This is a genomic window from Sodalinema gerasimenkoae IPPAS B-353 (assembly GCF_009846485.1).
GTDB classification, from domain to species: domain Bacteria; phylum Cyanobacteriota; class Cyanobacteriia; order Cyanobacteriales; family Geitlerinemataceae; genus Sodalinema; species Sodalinema gerasimenkoae.
Genome location: NZ_ML776472.1, coordinates 2,477,395 through 2,493,466, shown reverse-complemented (window position 1 = coordinate 2,493,466; position 16,072 = coordinate 2,477,395). Strand labels below are relative to the sequence as shown.

Genomic DNA, 16,072 nt, shown 5'->3' with positions numbered 1-16,072 from the left:
TATAGCAAAAATTGGTCTGAATAGGACAAAAAATGGGGGAGAAGAAGGCAACGGGCAAGAGGCAGTAGGCAGTAGGGAAGAGAAGGCAACGGGCAAGAGGCAAGAGGCAAGAGGTCGGAGATTCTCTTCCAACTCAGAGTATCCTTGCTGAGTGTCCTAAGGCAATCTTCGATTGCTATAGAAAAACTTTGGAGGTTTTCAAGGATTCTGAAATTTTTATCTCAGATACTGTAATACTAGAAACAGAATAGGTTTTGAGGTTTGCGTATCGGTTTGAGCCTGTCCAGGTTTGTTCAGGCTTACGAAACCTTTTGGGGCTACAAAATGTTTACATAGCAAATCCGATGTCAGTTCATCAAGCTTTGGTATGGCATGAAAGCGGTTTGGATTTTGCTGATACTTTTCATTTAGCACAAAATCGAAATTGTGAAACGTTCTACAGGTTTGACGAAAAATTCATTAAAAAGGCAGCGAGTCTAACAAAGTGTCAAGTCCAAAAACCAGACGAAAGAAGCCAGTGAAACTGTAAGCATGAATGAAAAGAGGCAGGTTGATCAGCCCAACCCAGCCTCTCCAACCCGCCAACGCCGAACAACCGAACCGCCAACCCTCGGGAAACCCTCCCTTGGAGTCAAGCACCCAAACCACCTATCCTGGAAAGAAGACGATTCATCATCAAACGCAATCAACTATGACAGCTACCCAAGTTTCTGCTCGGGAACTCTTCCGCAACGCCTACGAAAATCGCTATACCTGGGATGCCAACTTCCCCGGCTACACGGCAGATGTCACCTATGAAAAGGGCGATACCGTCGTCACCGGGAAAGCCAAAGTCGGCGCCGACATGAAAGCTGAAGTTCACGATGTCGAGGATGACACCGTCCAAAAAGCCATTCATGGCCAACTCTGGGAAACCGCCATCCACCGCGTGCGTCGCGAGTTTGAGTCGGTTCATGGTGATAACACTTTCAGCTACGGTGAGACGGACGACACCGGGGCCGTGGGGATTAACATTGGTGGAAAAGGCGAGGGCGATCGCTACCAACTCCGAGATAACGAAGTTTGCATGGTTCACCGCCATATTCATGGCGTTGTCGTTACCATCCACACCCAAAGCAGCCACGACACTGGCGAAGGCTATCTCTCCCATCGCTACGATTCCGTCTATCACGATCCCAAAACCGGGGAACAGAAAGGCACGAAAAGTGACTTTGAGGATGAATACACCCAAGTCGGCGATTACTGGATTCTCAGCAAACGCACCATCCATAGTGCTGATAGTGAGACACCGGAAGTCTTTACATTCAGCAATATCCAATTGTTGAACGCCTAATCTGGCCCCTAGCGCGCATCTGGGCGATCGCCCCTGGGGGGAAGCTGAAAAACTTTCCCTCAGTGACCCCGGCGGTCGTTTAAAATAGAGGGGTTTGTGCCTTGGTGATTGCCATGACAACTCCAAACAATCGCGTTGTCCTCAAACTAGATGGAGATTTGGAGCATCATGGGTTTAAAGTCTTCCTGGAAATTGGTGTCGATGACCAATTACCTCAGGTTGAAAGGATAGGCTATCTTCCCGCTAATCCTCCCCTGGCGCAACAGCTACAGCACCATTGGCAACAACACTATCCCGCCATTGGCGCTCCCTATATCCGCAACTTCTCCTCCCCAGACCCCCCTTCTACAGCCAGTTCTGACCCCCAATTCCTCGGCAACTATCGTATTAAGCCGAAAGGCAGTTTCGCGAGTCACCACGAAGGCCGCTTCGTCGCCTGTCAACAATCGGCTCGACAAGTGGCGCATCTGTTTCGTCAGTGGCTTCAGTCTCCCGAGTTTCATCGCCTCGATTTGTGTTTACGGGAAGAACTGAGTAAAACCGAAGAAATTGAGCTACTGATTCGTTGCGATCGCCCCGAAATTAAGAAACTCCCTTGGCATTTATGGAGTTTTTCTCAGAGTTACCAAAAAACAGAAGTCTCCTTCGGTTCGTTCGTTGCCTCCTCCCCCTATGTCCCCCAACGGTCTCCCAACTCAACGGTCAAAATTCTTGCTGTTTTAGGTCACGCTCAGGGAATTAACACCCAGTGCGATCGCCAATTTTTAGAAACCCTCCCCCAAGCCGAGGTCGAGTTTCTGGTTGAACCCTCACGTCACGACATCAACTGCAAACTCTGGCAAGACTCCTGGAATATTATATTTTTTGCCGGTCACAGTGAAACCCAAAATGAAACCGGAAAAATTTATATTAATCCCCAAGAGGGACTGGAAATTTCTGACCTCAGCTATGGATTCCAAGAAGCCGTCAAACGGGGTTTAACCCTCGCCATTTTCAACTCCTGTGATGGTTTGGGATTAGTTCACAAAATTGAAGATTGGCAAATTCCCATCGCCATCATTATGCGAGAATTAGTCCCCGATCAGGTGGCTCAAGCCTTTCTCAAATCCTTCCTCGCTCAATTCTCCCAAGGACAATCATTTCGTGAGTCCGTACGGCAAGCTCGGGAGCAATTACAAGGCTTAGAAGGGCGATTTCCTTGTGCCAGTTGGTTGCCGATGATTTATCAAAACTGCCCCAATTTATCACCCACCTGGCAGGGATTTATTGAGCCAACATTAAGCCCCAAAACTCGACAGTTGAGAAGCCAAAAAACTGAGCCTTTGCCCATCTCACTGCCTTCTTTTCGCCCTCTTCTGAGTTGGCTAACCGTCCAATTTTCTCAACATCGTGTTCGCTTTTCCGTAATGCTCCTCGGTGTTATTGTCGGACAAGTTTGGCTCCGACCGAGTTTAGCAAATTATTTTCATCAAAAAGGGCAAGCAGAAATCGAAACTCCCTCAGGTGTTGAGCGTCCCTGGGTTGCCGCCAAACGCTGGTTTCGCTTAGCCTTATATCTCGATCCAGATCACTCGGGCGCTCATGTAGATTTAGGTAATCTATACCAAGATATGAGTCAGAATGAGCGAGCCAAAGAACACTATAAAGAATCGTTTTTTCTACACAATGCTGTAGGCTGCAATAATCTCGGTCGCTTGTATATTTTGCAAAATGAATTTGAAGCTGCGAGCAACTATCTAATGCAATGTCAGCGACTTCTCAAACGGAATCAACCTTGGACAGAATATGCCATTCTTAAAAATCGAGGCTGGGTAGCCTTAGAACAAGAATTATTCCCATTAGCCCAGAGCTATTTACAAGAAGCAATTGAGTTAAAACCCCAGGAAGGGGCCGCCCATTGCCTGATGGCAAAACTCATGGTAAAATCTCCAGATTTGGAAACCTCAAAGTTTACCGATCATGGCTGGACTTGTGTGGATAACATCCGCAACAACTTACCGGAAGAAATCCGCTGGAAAACCCAGGTTCAACGTCTCTTAACAATGCGAGGAGTGGAGCGAGAATGAGTCGGAAACATCAAAGGTTCATCCGGGGGGGAATCTATTTAAGTCTCTATTTAACCCTAGGGGGGATCGCCAGTCTGGCCCCTCATCCGGTCCCGGGTACAGCGGAAACCGCCGTCAGAGAGATATCGCCGCTGTTCGTTGCGGAATCCCGAGAGTTGGAGGAGGAACCCCAACAACGGACTCCCCCTTGTGATCCCGGTGGCTGTCCCCGGCCGCTCATTAACCGCAATGTTCCCCATCTGATTACCCCTCGACAAACCCAAGTGGCGGGCGATCGCCTGGAGTTACGCTGGTATGAACCGGAGGATGTTGAGCAATATACGCTGATTCTACGCCGCCGTCATGATGGAGAGGGGTGGCAAACTCGGGTTTCTGAACCTGGCTTCACCTATCAGGGGGAGTTGTTGCAACCGGGAACTCGGGTGGTGGTGACGGTGGACGCTCATAATGGGGAAGCGGTGGGAGAATCTCAGTTTGTGGTGATGAGTCAGGCCCAACAGGAGGCGTTGGATGAGCGTCTGCGTGCGGTTGAGGCGGCCAACTTAGGCTGGCTAGAGACGATATTGGCGAAGGTAGAGCTGTATGATCAGGTGCAAGCCTTTGCCAATAGTATTGATCTTCTCTCGGAGGCGATCGCCACCACTCCCGATGAACCCCAACTCTATTGTCGTCTGGCTGTCCTCTATCAACAGCACTACCCCGAATTAAGCCGTCTCAATGTCTACCAACCCTTGCAGGAAGCGGCTGAAGATCTCGGAGTAACCTGTGAGTCAGGATGGGATAATGGGGAATTGACCCTCACTTCCAATGACCAATGAGGACAAAGGGGGCCCAGAAATAGGGATGACTGTAAACCTGGCCGAACTCACCACGGATCATGGCAATTTGAGCCTGACGCAAGGCCTCTGCTTTGTTAATATCGAGACGGTCATTTTGCGCCTCTTTTAAGCCTTGATAAAACCGTTGCATCATTAAGGCCGTGGACTGGTCATCGACCGCCCAAAAACTGCCAATAATCGTGCGAACCCCCGCCCGAGCTGCCATTCCCGCCATCCCTAATAGAGCGCGATCGCTCTCTCGGGCCGTCTCGCAAGCACTTAAGACTAATAAGTCAATGTCATTGTGTCGGGTTCGATCCTGGACATTGAGGATATCCGCCAGTTGACGAATTCCCAGAGGGCGATCGGCTAAAATGAAGGTATCTTCGGCAAAGTTACTAAAGCGTCCATGACTCGCAATATGAACCAGGGGATAGTTCAACGAGCGAATCTCTTGCTCTAGGGCTTCAATCGTAAAATCTTGGTCAAATAAGAGTTTACTGGGGATTAACTCGCCAATTCCCCGCAGTTCTTGTTCCACAAAATGGAGATTGAGATGACTCACTTCATCCAGAGGAAGCCAAGACAAGGAGGAGGACATCTCGTCAAGGGAATCGCCCAGAGTCTCAAAGTTTTGGCGGCCGGCGGCGATCGCCCGCAGTTGGGGAACCTCTAAGCCACGAGGTTCAAGGAGTTCGAGGCTGGGGGCGATCGCAATGGGATAGGACTCAATCAGATACTGTTGGCTATCATAAAGCGCCGCCATAGGAATCTGGCGGATTTTGCCATAGAGGACAAACACCAGTTGCTGGGGCTGTAGAGCCTCTAAATCTGCTTCAATTGGAGTGATTAAAGCGCGATAGAGGCGAGTTAAAGACTCCTGATAGTCGAAGTTGGTCTGGAGACTCAACTGAAGAGAATCTAAAAATGTCCCAATGTCTTCCGGGAACTCCACTCGCTGACGGTTTAGGGTTCCATCGCTCTCTTCCAGGATGAGTTCAAAGCGTTCTGGGAAGGTAAAAATATGGATGACAGCGGTATCGGGATAATCCCGTAAATCCCGCGATCGCACCTCCAGACAAGCCAAGCCAAAAAAGTCATTGATTTCCGCCACTTGCAACGCATCCATTACCTCAATGGCTTTTTCTAAATCCCCTTGGGTCATCGAGTCGATCGCAAACAGCCGTTGCGCATACTCTTGATAGAGTGGGGCCACCTGATATCGCCCGGAAAAACGCCAAGTCCCATCGTCGGTCATCACCTTGGCCTCTAACCGCTTCAGACTCTCAAAGGCTCCGTCATAGGCAGCGAGGGACTCTAACCCTTGGGCCGTTTGCAGGCGAGCAAGTTGCCAATACCAGCGATAGAGTAACTCATCAGCCCCCAACGACTCCGCTTGGGCGATCGCCCTCTCACTGTACTCTTGAGCCTGAGAGAGTCTTCCCTGCACCTGAGCCAACCGACCCCAGGCCCCCCAAACATACGAGGCGGCCCGGTTATCTCCGAGCTGTTCTGCCTCCTCCCCGGCCTGCTGTAATAGTCCTTCCACCGTTTGAAGAGGAATCCCCCAATCGGGGAGATGAGGGGAGTCTTGGGGGCGATCGCAAGCCAACAAGACACAGGCGAGACTGACTCGGTGATACACCCGTTGGCGACTGAGGGGAAGTTGCTCTAGTTGTGGGGGAATCGTAGCCAGGAGGGTTTGCACCGTTTCCAGGGCCTGGGGATCAGGATTGGGATTATCCCCCCTGAGATCCAAATCCACCCATAAGAGAAGTTCATTCAGTTGCGATCGCAGTCGTTGTTCCGGAGTTTGTCCCGAGGTGCGACGATAATACCCTAAACTCCGAGTCCGAGCCTCCCGGAACGGGGTTTGAAACATCCCCAATTGCTGATAGCGTCTGGCTCTAGCCCCATAGAGATTGCCCAAATCCAGAGCTAAACTGGGGCCGACCCCCTCCGCCTGAGCCAGCAAGCGATCCTCCGCTTGACGTAGAACTCCCTCGGCGGCGTCTAAGTCCCCCAGGGCCTGCAACACCGTCCCCAAACTTTGTAAAACAGGAGTTTGTAGGTGTGGCGGCGTCTCTAGGGTCATCTGAGCGAGCCAATCCTGAATTTGGACCGGGGATTGACCCTGTAAACGTTGACAGGAGGAGATGGGCGATTGCGGTTCCCGCACGCTTCGCGATCGCCCCAATAGGGAGAGTAACGTATCACAGGCTCGAACCGTAAATCCCAACTCCTGCAAGGCTTGAGCCTGGTTCAACAGTCCCCCCGTCACCCCCTCCTCATGGCCTAACTGACGATAATAGGCCGTGGCCTGTCGCCAACTCTCATAGGCCAAGTTCGGCTGTCCCAGGGCCAACTGAATCTGACCTCGGGTAGTGAGAACCGCCGCCAGGATGCGTTGTTGAGGGGGATTGAGGGACGTGCTGTCCTGCTGAGGGTCTAGGAGTTGCCAACTCCGTTCAATGGCTGCGCGTGCCTGTTGCCAGTCCCCCTGTTTTTGTTGCGTCAGTGCCTGATAATTGTACGCCAGAGCGCGGTTAGCCGCAGAAATGTTTTCGGAGTCCAAAAGGGGGGTTAAGCTCTCTAAGGCAGCGTCATAGGCTTGATTTTGATAGTGCGATCGCCACTGTTCAAAGACCATTTGCGGGGAGTGAGGCTGGGGGGTTCCCAATCCTACCCTCCCCAGAAGCAGCACCAGTAGCAGAGTTAGTCCCAGCCATCTCAAACGGCGGCGAACTCGTGCGGGCCGTCTCCTCAAACGAAGACGGCTCAAAATCGAGGAGGCGATGGACATAGTAGAGACGCATTCCCGACGAAGCCCTTACAGAGGACAAATCTCGATGATCTTACCCGAGTCAAGGGCGTTCCTCAATCGCCCTCAAGGTCCCGTAAACGCGCTTCGAGTTCCCGAAGCCGAGCTTCAGCGGACTCGGCCCGCTGACGTTGCTGTTGCGCTTCCTGACGTTGCTGTTGCGCTTCCTGACGTTGCTGTTCGGCTTCCTGACGTTGCTGTTGCGCTTCCTGACGTTGCTGTTCAGCCTGTTTAGCTAACTCCGTTGGCGTTAAAAACCGCTGACCATCAGGACGATAAATGGTGAACTGGTCTGAGCGAAGTTCAAAGCGAATCCCGAGTCGGGGACTTGTCCAATCTTCTGGATGCTCAATCACCTCCAGGATTCCCGCCTCATTCCGTCGCCAGCCATTAAAATCGAGGCGATCGGGGTCAAAGATATAATACTCCTCTACCCCATAGCGATCGTAAAACTGTTGTTTCTTAGCCATTTCCTTGAGGCGATTTCCCGGAGATAGCACCTCAAATACCACCTGGGGAGCAATACCGCCTTCTTCCCATTGCCTATAAGAGCCGCGATCGCCCTTCGGCCGTCCAATCGCCACCATCACATCGGGAGCTTGACGGAGTTTATTATTGCCTTCCTCGGGATACCAGAGTAAGTCACCAGCCACGAAGACATCGGGGTTGTCATCAAAGAGAATCTCCAAATTCTCCTTAATGACCACGATCCAACGAAACTGGCGCGTATTATCCGACATAGGATTTCCGTCACAATCGGGGTAAATGACTGTTTTTGGCTGAGGTGTAGTTACCATGGTTTTGACTCTCAAGTGGTGATTTGCGAGCAACAAACCCGTCCGTCTTTAGGGAGTTGGGTCTGAGGGTCAACTCTCCAACAATTGCAACTTATAGAGACCCGCGTAGAGTCCATTTTGCTGCAACAGTTCCTCATGACTCCCTGATTCTACCAATTCGCCCCGTTTCAAGACCAGGATGCGATCGACATTACGAATCGTTGAGAGACGGTGAGCGATGATAATCGCCGTCCGTCTTTCCAAAAGTCGATCCAACGCCTCCTGAATCCAGGCTTCGGTTTTCACATCTAAATTGGCGGTTGCTTCATCCAAGACCATAATTTTCGGGTCACGCACCGCCACCCGTGCGAAGGCCAATAACTGTTTTTCTCCCCCTGAGAGGTTGGTTCCCCGCTCCCGCAGTTGGGTGTTATAGCCTTCGGGGAGTTGTTCAATAAACTGAGAAACATTGGTTTGTTCGGCGGCGGCTTGAATCGTCTCAAAGTCGTAATGTTCTCCTAACGCGATATTGCTTTTCACATCCCCGGCGAAAACAAAACCATCTTGGAGAATCACCCCCACATGTTGACGCAGTTCCGCCTGACGTAAATCTCGCACATCAATTCCATCGATGAGGATGCGACCCTGTTGGGGTTCGTAGAGACGACAGAGGAGACGAATCATGGAGCTTTTCCCAGCTCCCGTGGGGCCAACAATTGCCACTTTTTCGCCGCGATGAATGGTGAAGTTGAGATTATGCAAAACATATTCATCGGGTTTGTAGCCGAAGCTGACATTCTCGAAGCGGATTTCGCCACTATGGCCCGGTTCAATGGAGCGCGTGTCAATCCCAGCTGGATCTTGAATATCAATGGGTTCATCGAGGAGGTCACTAATCCGTTCAACGGCGGTAAACCCCGATTGTAAGGAAGTGAATTTATCGGCAAATTGGCGTAAGGGGTCAAAGAGACGTTGCGCAAATAAGATAAACGAAGCCAAGAGTCCGAAGTTCATCTCCCCTTCAATCACCCGCAATCCTCCGAGCCAAAGTACACCGGCGATCGCAATCAGAGACACCCATTCCAGGGTCGCCGAGACAGCGGAATCATGAAAGATGGTGCGATCGACGGCGGAGATATAGTCCTGGTTAATGCTGCGGAAGGCTTCGGCGTTGTAGCGTTCCCGGCGAAACAATTGCACGATATTGATGCCGACGATGTTTTCTTGGAAGTTGGAATTGAGCCGGGAGAGTTCCTCACGAGCGCGATAGTTAGCTTTGCGGAACTCTTGTTGGAAGTAAATCACGATCGCCGCTGTGGGGATAAGCATCAACAGCAGCATCAGGGCCAGTTCCCACTGAACAGTGAACATGACCAGGATGAGAACGAGGATGGTGGCTAAGTCACTGACAATCCCGATGGCCCCGGTGGAGAAGACATCCCCTAAAGCATCCACGTCACTGGTGAGGCGCGTGATGAGTCGTCCGACGGGAGTGCGATCGAAGAAACTTGACGAGAGGGAGGTCACCCGTTCAAACAGGTCATTGCGAATCTGCATGGTCATCCGCTGACCCACTTTTTGCACCAGAAAGCCTTGAATCCCATCCAGGATGGCTCGAACCACCATGCTGAAGAGCAGTAACGTGACTAAGAGGGTGATTCCTTGGGAGAGGGTCAGTCCCTCCAGGAAGAAATAGGTAGGTTCCTGGCGAATGAAGGAGATCGTTTGTCCCACCAGAACCGGCTGGACGGAACCGGCTAAGGCCAGGGGAGGTAAGAGGGCCAGGACAATCCAGAGGAGTTTTTGATTGCGTTTGGCGTAGGGAGTCAGGCGCAGAAACAGCCGCCAGTCACTCGTTTTGGGTCTAGGGTTGGGGCGATCGATGGGGGTTGCGGTCATGGGAGCGTTATAGGGTCACGGGATGTTTACGTTTCTTCATTATCGCGATCGCCACCCAATTCGCGCAAACGAGCCTCCAATTCCCGGACTCGTTCCTCCGCCGCCTCCGCTCGTTGACGCTGGCTTTCAGCTTCTTGACGCTGGCTTTCAGACTGTTTCGCTAATTCTGTCGGGGTGAGAAACCGATCGCCATTGGGATGATAGATCGTGAACTGCTCATCCTGGAGTTCAAAGCGGATTCCCAAACGGGGACTTTGCCAATTTTCGGGCTGTTCAATCACGCCGAGGGTTCCATCAGGATTCCGTAGCCAGCCGTGGAAGTCGAGGCGATCGGGGTCAAAGATGTAATACTCCTCGACGCCGTACTGGTCATAGAACTTAAGTTTTTTGGCCATCTCCTTGAGGCGATTTCTGGGGGAGAGGATTTCAAAGACCACTTGCGGCGAGATATCGTTTTCCTCCCATTGTCGATAGGACCCGCGATCGCCCTTCGGTCGTCCAAAGGCCACCACCACATCAGGTGCTTGGCGTATCCGGTTGTTCCCTTCCTGGGGATACCAGAGGAGATCCCCAGCTATAAAGACATCAGGGTTGTCAGCAAAGAGAATTTCCAAATTTTCCTTGATGACGACAATCCAACGAAACTGCTTGGTATTGTCGGACATGGGATTTCCGTCACAGTCGGGGTAAATAACGCGGGTCTTGTCTTGGGCAATGGTCATGGCACTGGGTCATCCTATGAGATGAGGCTCTGTGATGAGACACCTTGGTTCAAGGTTGACACTCCCCAGCCTAAAGGCGTGGGGATTCTTCCTTCAACGATCCGACTTGCCCTGACAGGTTTGCACCAGCCAAAGTAGCGGTCAAATCTCCAGAAGCGTTTGGGTCTAAGACCCAAGTTCCGGTATGCCCTACCGTACTTAAGGCAGCATTCAGAATGTTGACGGCTGCGTTGTGGTCTCTATCCAACTCGCACCCACACTGACAAACGTGAGTTCGAGTCGAGAGACTTTTCTTGACCACCGTGCCGCAACTCGAGCATTTTTGAGAGGTATAGGCAGGGTTCACCGCTACAGTTATCCTGCCGAATTTTACCCCAAAATGCTCTAACCATTTCCTAAATTGATACCAACCAGCATCGTGAATCGACTTGGCGAGACAGTGGTTTCTCACCAGATTCTGTATCCTCAAATTTTCGTAGGCCACCAGATCGTTAGATTGGATTACGCAACGCGCCAGTCTCTTGGCGTGTTCATCACGTTGCCGACTTATTTTGAGGTGTACTCGTCCGAGTCGATTGACGGCTTTTTTTCGGTTGGCAGAGCCTTTCTGTTTTTTGCTCACCCTTCGGTGAGCGCGTTTGAGCTTTTTCTCGGCGTTTCGGTAAAACCTCGGGTTCGGTTCGCACTCCCCGTTGGAATCGGTGTAGAACTCAAGGAGTCCGACATCCAACCCCACAGTATTTCCTGACGGTTTGAGTTCTTCTCGAACCTCTACTTTGACGCAGAACTGAGCGTAATAGCCATCGGCTCTGCGAACCAGTCGAACCCGTTTGATTTGTTCGATACCGTAAAATGCCAAATCCCAGGTTCCAACTAGCTTCAGTCGCCCGACATTCTTCTTGTCGGTAAAGACAATGTGTTTGGGGTCGAGTAACTTCCAACCGGAAGTTTTGTACTCGACAGAACGACCGTTTTTCTTGAACCTGGGATATCCTTCTCTTGGTGCGCGTTCCCTGGCGCCGTACGACGGCGCGGGGTCGCACCGCTTCTTGCCGGGAACAGACTGGCGACAGTTCTCGAAAAATCGAGAAATTGCCGACCAAGCACGTTCGGCTGAGGCTTGACGAGCCGTGCTGTTGAGTTCTCTAGCAAAATCATACTCTCGGGCGAGTACCCGACAGTACTTATTGAGGTCGTATTTGTTGACCCCAGGGGTATCCATCCAATAGCGCAGTGCCTTGTTACGAACGAACTGTGCGGTTCGGATCGCTTCGTCAATTGCAGCGTATTGATGGGGCTTCCCTTTGATTTTGAACTCAAGAACAAGCATCGCACCGTTGGCATCGGTTGTGCGGACAATCTTGGCACAAAAAAGCAGGATTGTCAAAAGCTATCCTAGAAGGACGGGGTTTTAGACCCAAAATTTCGATAACATTGGAAATAAGGGGGTTTCTCAACCCACAAGTCCCGAGATACTTGTATCATAGGTTCTATCAACAGTAACCGTTATGGTTGTGGTGCGTCGTTCCTTCCTACTCTTAGCCAGTCTAGGGTTGATCCTCAGCCTAAGCCTCGGCTGTCGCTCCCCCTGGACCCTACAACAGGGCCAGATAAACCGGCCACCCCCACTTCCCCAACACCCACAGATTGAAGCGTACTTCAACCAAAACCCCGCTCACCACTACAGCGATCCCTATCGCAACATCTCCCGCGACGGCGATAACCTCGAACAACTCCTCATCGAGAACATCGAAAACGCCCAAGAACGCGTCGATATCGCCATTCAAGAACTGCGACTTCCCAAACTCGCTCGGGCGATCGCCCGCCAACATCAAGCCGGAATCCCCGTCCGCCTGATCCTAGAACATGACTATAATCGCCCCTGGAGCGACTATAGCCCCGAAGAAATTCGCCAATTCGACGATCGCCAACGCTCCCGCTACGAGGAAGCCAAACACTTGATTGATAGCAACAACGACGGCGTGATGAGTCCCGAGGAAATCGCCGAAAATGACGCACTCGTTGTCCTACGCAACGCCCAAGTCCCCACCATCGATGATACCGCCGACGGCTCCCAGGGCAGCGGTCTCATGCACCATAAATTTGTCCTCATTGATAACAACATCCTCATCACGGGTTCGGCTAACTTCACCCTCTCAGAAATCCATGGCGATATGGGAGAACCCGCCAGTCGGGGAAATCCCAATCATCTACTGCGTCTAGACAATCCCCAATTGGTAAGTGTATTTCGCGAAGAATTTGAGTTTATGTGGGGAGGCGGCCCCGAGGGAACCCTTCAGAGTCGCTTTGGCTTACGAAAACCCCATCGTCCACTCCGCAGTTTCACCGTCGGCGATACCCTCGTTTCGGTGAAATTTTCCCCCACCTCAACCACCCTTCCCTGGGAACAGAGTACCAACGGGGAAATCGCCGCCGCTCTCAACACGGCTCAACATCAGGTTGATTTAGCCCTCTTTGTTTTCTCCGCTCAAGAGATCACCAATCAACTCATTGAACGCCACCACGCCGGTGTTGAAGTCCGGGCCTTAATTGACCGAGGCTTTGCCTTTCGTCACTACTCCGAAGGCCTGGATATGTTAGGAGTGGCTCTCGCCGATGAGCAATGTCGCTATGAGGTGGATAATCAACCCTGGGACCCACCCATTTCTAGCGTTGGTGTGGCTCGACTTCCCCCAGGCGATATCTTACATCATAAGTTTGCCCTCATTGATGATTCCTTGGTCATTACCGGCTCTCACAACTGGTCAAATGCTGCCAACGTCAGCAATGATGAGGCAGTGTTAATGATTCAAAATCAGACCGTGGCGGCTCATTTTCGCCAGGAATTTGACCGTCTTTATCGAACCGCAGACTTAGGGCTTCCCTCCCATATTGCCCAGCGCATTCGTGAACGAGAAGCGGACTGTCCGGTCATCGTTCACCGCAGTAGTGAGATTCCTGAGGTGGTCGATTTGAATACCGCCAGTTTGGAGGAGTTGACCACCCTTCCTAGAATTGGTGAGGTGTTAGGACAACGGATTATCGAGGCGCGTCCCTTTACCCGCCTAGAGCAGGTGTTAGATGTTCAAGGAATTGGCGCACAAACTCTCCAAGGTTGGGGCGATCGCGCTCATGTATCTGAGTCTCCGAGTAACTAACGCCTTCAGCTAACCCTCGTCGTTTTGGGCGAAGAAACCGGTTCTTGCAACCGTTTTTGAACCACTTCAATGGTGCGATCACTCCAGGCCATCATGCCATGCAACAGCACCGGAACCTGAATCACCTCGCCCACGGGTAAACAGCAATGTTGCGAAGGAACAATAATGAAATCCCAAAGAGTCCAGATGCTGGTGATATCCAGATCGAGGTGTTCTAAGTCTTGATTTAAATCCTTCAGTAACCGACTCCCAGGACGCATTTCTAACCCTGTGCGTCGAGGAAAGCCATAGGCCAGCCAAGTTCCTAAATGGGGGGAGGCGATCGTAATAAAACGCCGCACCCGTTGAGCACCATTGAGCCGTTGTAAGTAATAACGGCTGACAATTCCCCCCATACTCAATCCCACTAAGTCAAACTCCGTCTCTGATGGGATATTCTGCTCAATGAATTTCTCCAGTTGTTGTGCCAGGTCAGCGAGTCCCAACGCACCCCAACGATGAAACAAATCTGGGCTATAGACGATGTAGCCTTTATTCTCTAGGCTTTTTTTCATTTTATAGAAGACTTTGGATTGGCGAAAAATGCCGTGAACCAACACAACAATTTTCGCGGAAGAGGGTACAGAAGACGGTTGAACAGGTGATACAGACATAGCTTTAGTTTGAAGTGATGGCAATGGAGAATATTATCCTTACTCCTCAATCATAGGAGGTATTATTTGTGAGGATAAAGATAACATCAAGACAACAAAAACGACTGCACATAAAACGCTAACCCCGCACTCCCTACAGGAACCGTCAAATTATCCAACCCGAGGGTTGAGAACGATTCCAAGAGAGTGGCCGTGGCAGCTACTAATAAAGATACTAAAATAAGCTCGGTCCAGGGTGAACCCGAGGCCAGTAAGACAAACTGGCTAATGAGATAACTAATGCTAAACATGGCCGCAGTTCCCTCCAGGCTTTTATTCATCCCCAAGACACGATAGGGATGTTTGCCAAACCGCATCCCCACCAACGCCGCACAGCCATCGCCCCAGGTCATAATCAGAATCCCCAAGGCAGTATAGTAGGGGGTGGACTCCCAGAAGGCCGCAATCAGAACCCCAATACTCACGGCGTAAAAGAAGGTTCCTAGACTTTGACGGCCAATACTGTTAACGCCTGGAAGCAGGGGAAGCCAGTAAGACAGTAGGGCCGCCAACCCCGCCAGGATGGCCGCTGCAATCCCAATCCAAGCGGGAACCCCGAATCCCCAGGCAATGAGGATGACGTTCCCGGTGCCAATATGGACAATTTTGCGGCTAAACTCCGGGTTAAGATGACGATAGCGATAGAGAGCTTCGGCGGTGGCGAGAACGACTCCTAACCAGGCCACAACCAAGCCACTAGAGAACCACAGCGGTGTGGTAGTGGGTGCAAGACCGAACTCTAACATGGCATTTGGGACAAGGGGTTGGGAGGACAGGATTGCAAAAAAACGTCGAAATTCCCTTCATCCTATCAAGGATTGTCGATCGCCCTCTCGAATCGAGCCACGGGCGATCGCCTCCCACCCTACAACTATTCCTGTCAAATCTACCAGAGTTTCCCTGATGCTGAGTGCGATCGCCAAACGGACCGTTTTAACCCTAATTCGAGCCTATCGTCTCCTGATTTCTCCCTGGACGTTGCCCTCCTGTCGCTTTCAGCCTACCTGTTCCACTTACGCCGTCGAGGCGATCGAACGCTTTGGCCCCTGGCGAGGGGGAGTCTTGGCCCTGCGTCGGATTTTACGCTGTCACCCCTTCCATCCCGGTGGCTATGATCCCGTTCCCCCTGACCCCTCAGCCACCCCTTCAGAAGACTCCTAGCCGCCGCTACGGGAATGACTCCAAACCCAAAGCCTCGTCCCCAAACTTGCTATGCTAAGTTTTATGACGGTCTGGGGGAGCATTTCAAGCGGCCTTCCCCAACCCCCATGAGAGAACACTTCACTGTCAAATACCGAGGAGAACCCCAATGGACTTCATTCCTGAGTCAATTAAACCCTGGCTAAACTTCATTCACCCCTTACTGATGTGGGGAATGTTGGCGATCGCCATTTACGCCCTTTACACGGGTCTCAAAGTCCGTAAACTGCGCTCTGCGACCGGCGAAGAGAAAAAAGAGCTAGCGCAAGGAGATTTTCGCAGCAAACACTTCAAAATTGGCTCCTTACTCTTGGTTGGTGTCGTTCTCGGCACCATTGGCGGGATGTCCGTCACCTACATCAACAACGGTAAACTGTTTGTTGGGCCCCACCTGTTAGTCGGCTTGAGCATGATGGGACTGGTGGCCCTGTCTGCTTCCCTGGCCCCCCTCATGCAACGAGGCAAGGACTGGGCCCGTTACAGCCATATTAGTCTGAACGTTGCTGTGGTCGGTTTGTTTGCCTGGCAAGCTGTCACCGGCATCAACATTTTGCAACGGATCTTAGAAGACTTCTAACCCGCCTCAA

Annotated in this window: 13 protein-coding genes; 6 read left to right on the top strand and 7 right to left on the bottom strand. The window is 51.5% G+C overall.

Annotation, left to right across the window (positions count from 1 at the left end; genetic code table 11):
* Positions 1–691: 691 nt before the first annotated feature.
* The 3 genes from L855_RS10920 (at position 692) to L855_RS10910 (ending at position 4,217) form a co-directional block, all read left to right on the top strand.
* The gene (locus tag L855_RS10920) at positions 692–1,333 is read left to right on the top strand and encodes a DUF3386 domain-containing protein (RefSeq protein ID WP_159787948.1); all 642 of its coding nucleotides are present in this window, start codon (positions 692–694) and stop codon (positions 1,331–1,333) included.
* 113 nt (positions 1,334–1,446) lie between these two features.
* Positions 1,447–3,399 (top strand): CHAT domain-containing tetratricopeptide repeat protein, encoded by a 1,953-nt coding sequence (locus L855_RS10915; protein WP_159787946.1) that lies wholly within the window; start codon positions 1,447–1,449, stop codon positions 3,397–3,399.
* Complete coding sequence (locus L855_RS10910) at positions 3,396–4,217, top strand: fibronectin type III domain-containing protein (protein ID WP_159787944.1); 822 nt, start codon at positions 3,396–3,398, stop codon at positions 4,215–4,217. The genes L855_RS10915 and L855_RS10910 overlap by 4 nt, the downstream gene beginning before the upstream one ends.
* Here L855_RS10910 and L855_RS10905 read toward each other — a convergent pair.
* From L855_RS10905 to L855_RS10885, 5 genes are all read right to left on the bottom strand, one after another.
* Positions 4,198–7,020, bottom strand: a complete 2,823-nt coding sequence (locus L855_RS10905; RefSeq protein WP_159787942.1) for a CHAT domain-containing tetratricopeptide repeat protein — start codon at positions 7,018–7,020, stop codon at positions 4,198–4,200. The genes L855_RS10910 and L855_RS10905 overlap by 20 nt on opposite strands.
* 74 nt (positions 7,021–7,094) lie before the next feature.
* On the bottom strand, positions 7,095–7,835 hold the full coding sequence (locus L855_RS10900; RefSeq protein ID WP_159787940.1) for a Uma2 family endonuclease: 741 nt from the start codon (positions 7,833–7,835) through the stop codon (positions 7,095–7,097).
* Positions 7,836–7,904: 69 nt separating this feature from the next.
* Positions 7,905–9,713: an ABC transporter ATP-binding protein gene (locus L855_RS10895; RefSeq protein ID WP_159787938.1), complete on the bottom strand. Its 1,809-nt coding sequence runs from the start codon at positions 9,711–9,713 to the stop codon at positions 7,905–7,907.
* A gap of 26 nt (positions 9,714–9,739) precedes the next feature.
* Positions 9,740–10,435: a Uma2 family endonuclease gene (locus L855_RS10890; protein ID WP_159787936.1), complete on the bottom strand. Its 696-nt coding sequence runs from the start codon at positions 10,433–10,435 to the stop codon at positions 9,740–9,742.
* A gap of 70 nt (positions 10,436–10,505) precedes the next feature.
* Positions 10,506–11,765, bottom strand: a complete 1,260-nt coding sequence (locus L855_RS10885; protein WP_159791073.1) for an RNA-guided endonuclease InsQ/TnpB family protein — start codon at positions 11,763–11,765, stop codon at positions 10,506–10,508.
* 178 nt (positions 11,766–11,943) lie between these two features.
* Here L855_RS10885 and L855_RS10880 point away from each other — a divergent pair, with 178 nt between their 5' ends.
* Positions 11,944–13,593 (top strand): phospholipase D-like domain-containing protein, encoded by a 1,650-nt coding sequence (locus L855_RS10880; protein ID WP_159787934.1) that lies wholly within the window; start codon positions 11,944–11,946, stop codon positions 13,591–13,593.
* A 5-nt stretch (positions 13,594–13,598) separates the two neighbouring features.
* Here the strand turns inward: L855_RS10880 and L855_RS10875 are convergent, their stop codons facing one another.
* Positions 13,599–14,246, bottom strand: coding sequence for an esterase/lipase family protein (locus L855_RS10875; protein WP_159787932.1), 648 nt, complete (start codon positions 14,244–14,246; stop codon positions 13,599–13,601).
* 86 nt (positions 14,247–14,332) lie between these two features.
* On the bottom strand, positions 14,333–15,031 hold the full coding sequence (locus L855_RS10870; RefSeq protein ID WP_159787930.1) for a diacylglycerol/polyprenol kinase family protein: 699 nt from the start codon (positions 15,029–15,031) through the stop codon (positions 14,333–14,335).
* 157 nt (positions 15,032–15,188) lie between these two features.
* Between L855_RS10870 and yidD the strand changes: the two genes are divergently transcribed.
* The gene (yidD, locus tag L855_RS10865; RefSeq protein WP_159787928.1) at positions 15,189–15,446 is read left to right on the top strand and encodes a membrane protein insertion efficiency factor YidD; all 258 of its coding nucleotides are present in this window, start codon (positions 15,189–15,191) and stop codon (positions 15,444–15,446) included.
* 148 nt (positions 15,447–15,594) lie between these two features.
* Positions 15,595–16,062 (top strand): DUF4079 domain-containing protein, encoded by a 468-nt coding sequence (locus tag L855_RS10860; RefSeq protein WP_159787926.1) that lies wholly within the window; start codon positions 15,595–15,597, stop codon positions 16,060–16,062.
* Positions 16,063–16,072: the final 10 nt, after the last annotated feature.

What these genes read in the sequence shown, in the direction of transcription:
- L855_RS10875 (WP_159787932.1), bottom strand. Translation starts at nt 14,246, where the DNA reads ATGTCTGTATCACCTGTTCAACCGTCTTCTGTACCCTCTTCCGCGAAA.
- L855_RS10920 (WP_159787948.1), top strand. Translation starts at nt 692, where the DNA reads ATGACAGCTACCCAAGTTTCTGCTCGGGAACTCTTCCGCAACGCCTAC.
- L855_RS10895 (WP_159787938.1), bottom strand. Translation starts at nt 9,713, where the DNA reads ATGACCGCAACCCCCATCGATCGCCCCAACCCTAGACCCAAAACGAGT.
- L855_RS10860 (WP_159787926.1), top strand. Translation starts at nt 15,595, where the DNA reads ATGGACTTCATTCCTGAGTCAATTAAACCCTGGCTAAACTTCATTCAC.
- L855_RS10910 (WP_159787944.1), top strand. Translation starts at nt 3,396, where the DNA reads ATGAGTCGGAAACATCAAAGGTTCATCCGGGGGGGAATCTATTTAAGT.
- L855_RS10890 (WP_159787936.1), bottom strand. Translation starts at nt 10,435, where the DNA reads ATGACCATTGCCCAAGACAAGACCCGCGTTATTTACCCCGACTGTGAC.
- L855_RS10905 (WP_159787942.1), bottom strand. Translation starts at nt 7,020, where the DNA reads ATGTCCATCGCCTCCTCGATTTTGAGCCGTCTTCGTTTGAGGAGACGG.
- yidD (WP_159787928.1), top strand. Translation starts at nt 15,189, where the DNA reads ATGCTGAGTGCGATCGCCAAACGGACCGTTTTAACCCTAATTCGAGCC.
- L855_RS10880 (WP_159787934.1), top strand. Translation starts at nt 11,944, where the DNA reads ATGGTTGTGGTGCGTCGTTCCTTCCTACTCTTAGCCAGTCTAGGGTTG.
- L855_RS10900 (WP_159787940.1), bottom strand. Translation starts at nt 7,835, where the DNA reads ATGGTAACTACACCTCAGCCAAAAACAGTCATTTACCCCGATTGTGAC.
- L855_RS10915 (WP_159787946.1), top strand. Translation starts at nt 1,447, where the DNA reads ATGACAACTCCAAACAATCGCGTTGTCCTCAAACTAGATGGAGATTTG.
- L855_RS10870 (WP_159787930.1), bottom strand. Translation starts at nt 15,031, where the DNA reads ATGTTAGAGTTCGGTCTTGCACCCACTACCACACCGCTGTGGTTCTCT.
- L855_RS10885 (WP_159791073.1), bottom strand. Translation starts at nt 11,765, where the DNA reads ATGCTTGTTCTTGAGTTCAAAATCAAAGGGAAGCCCCATCAATACGCT.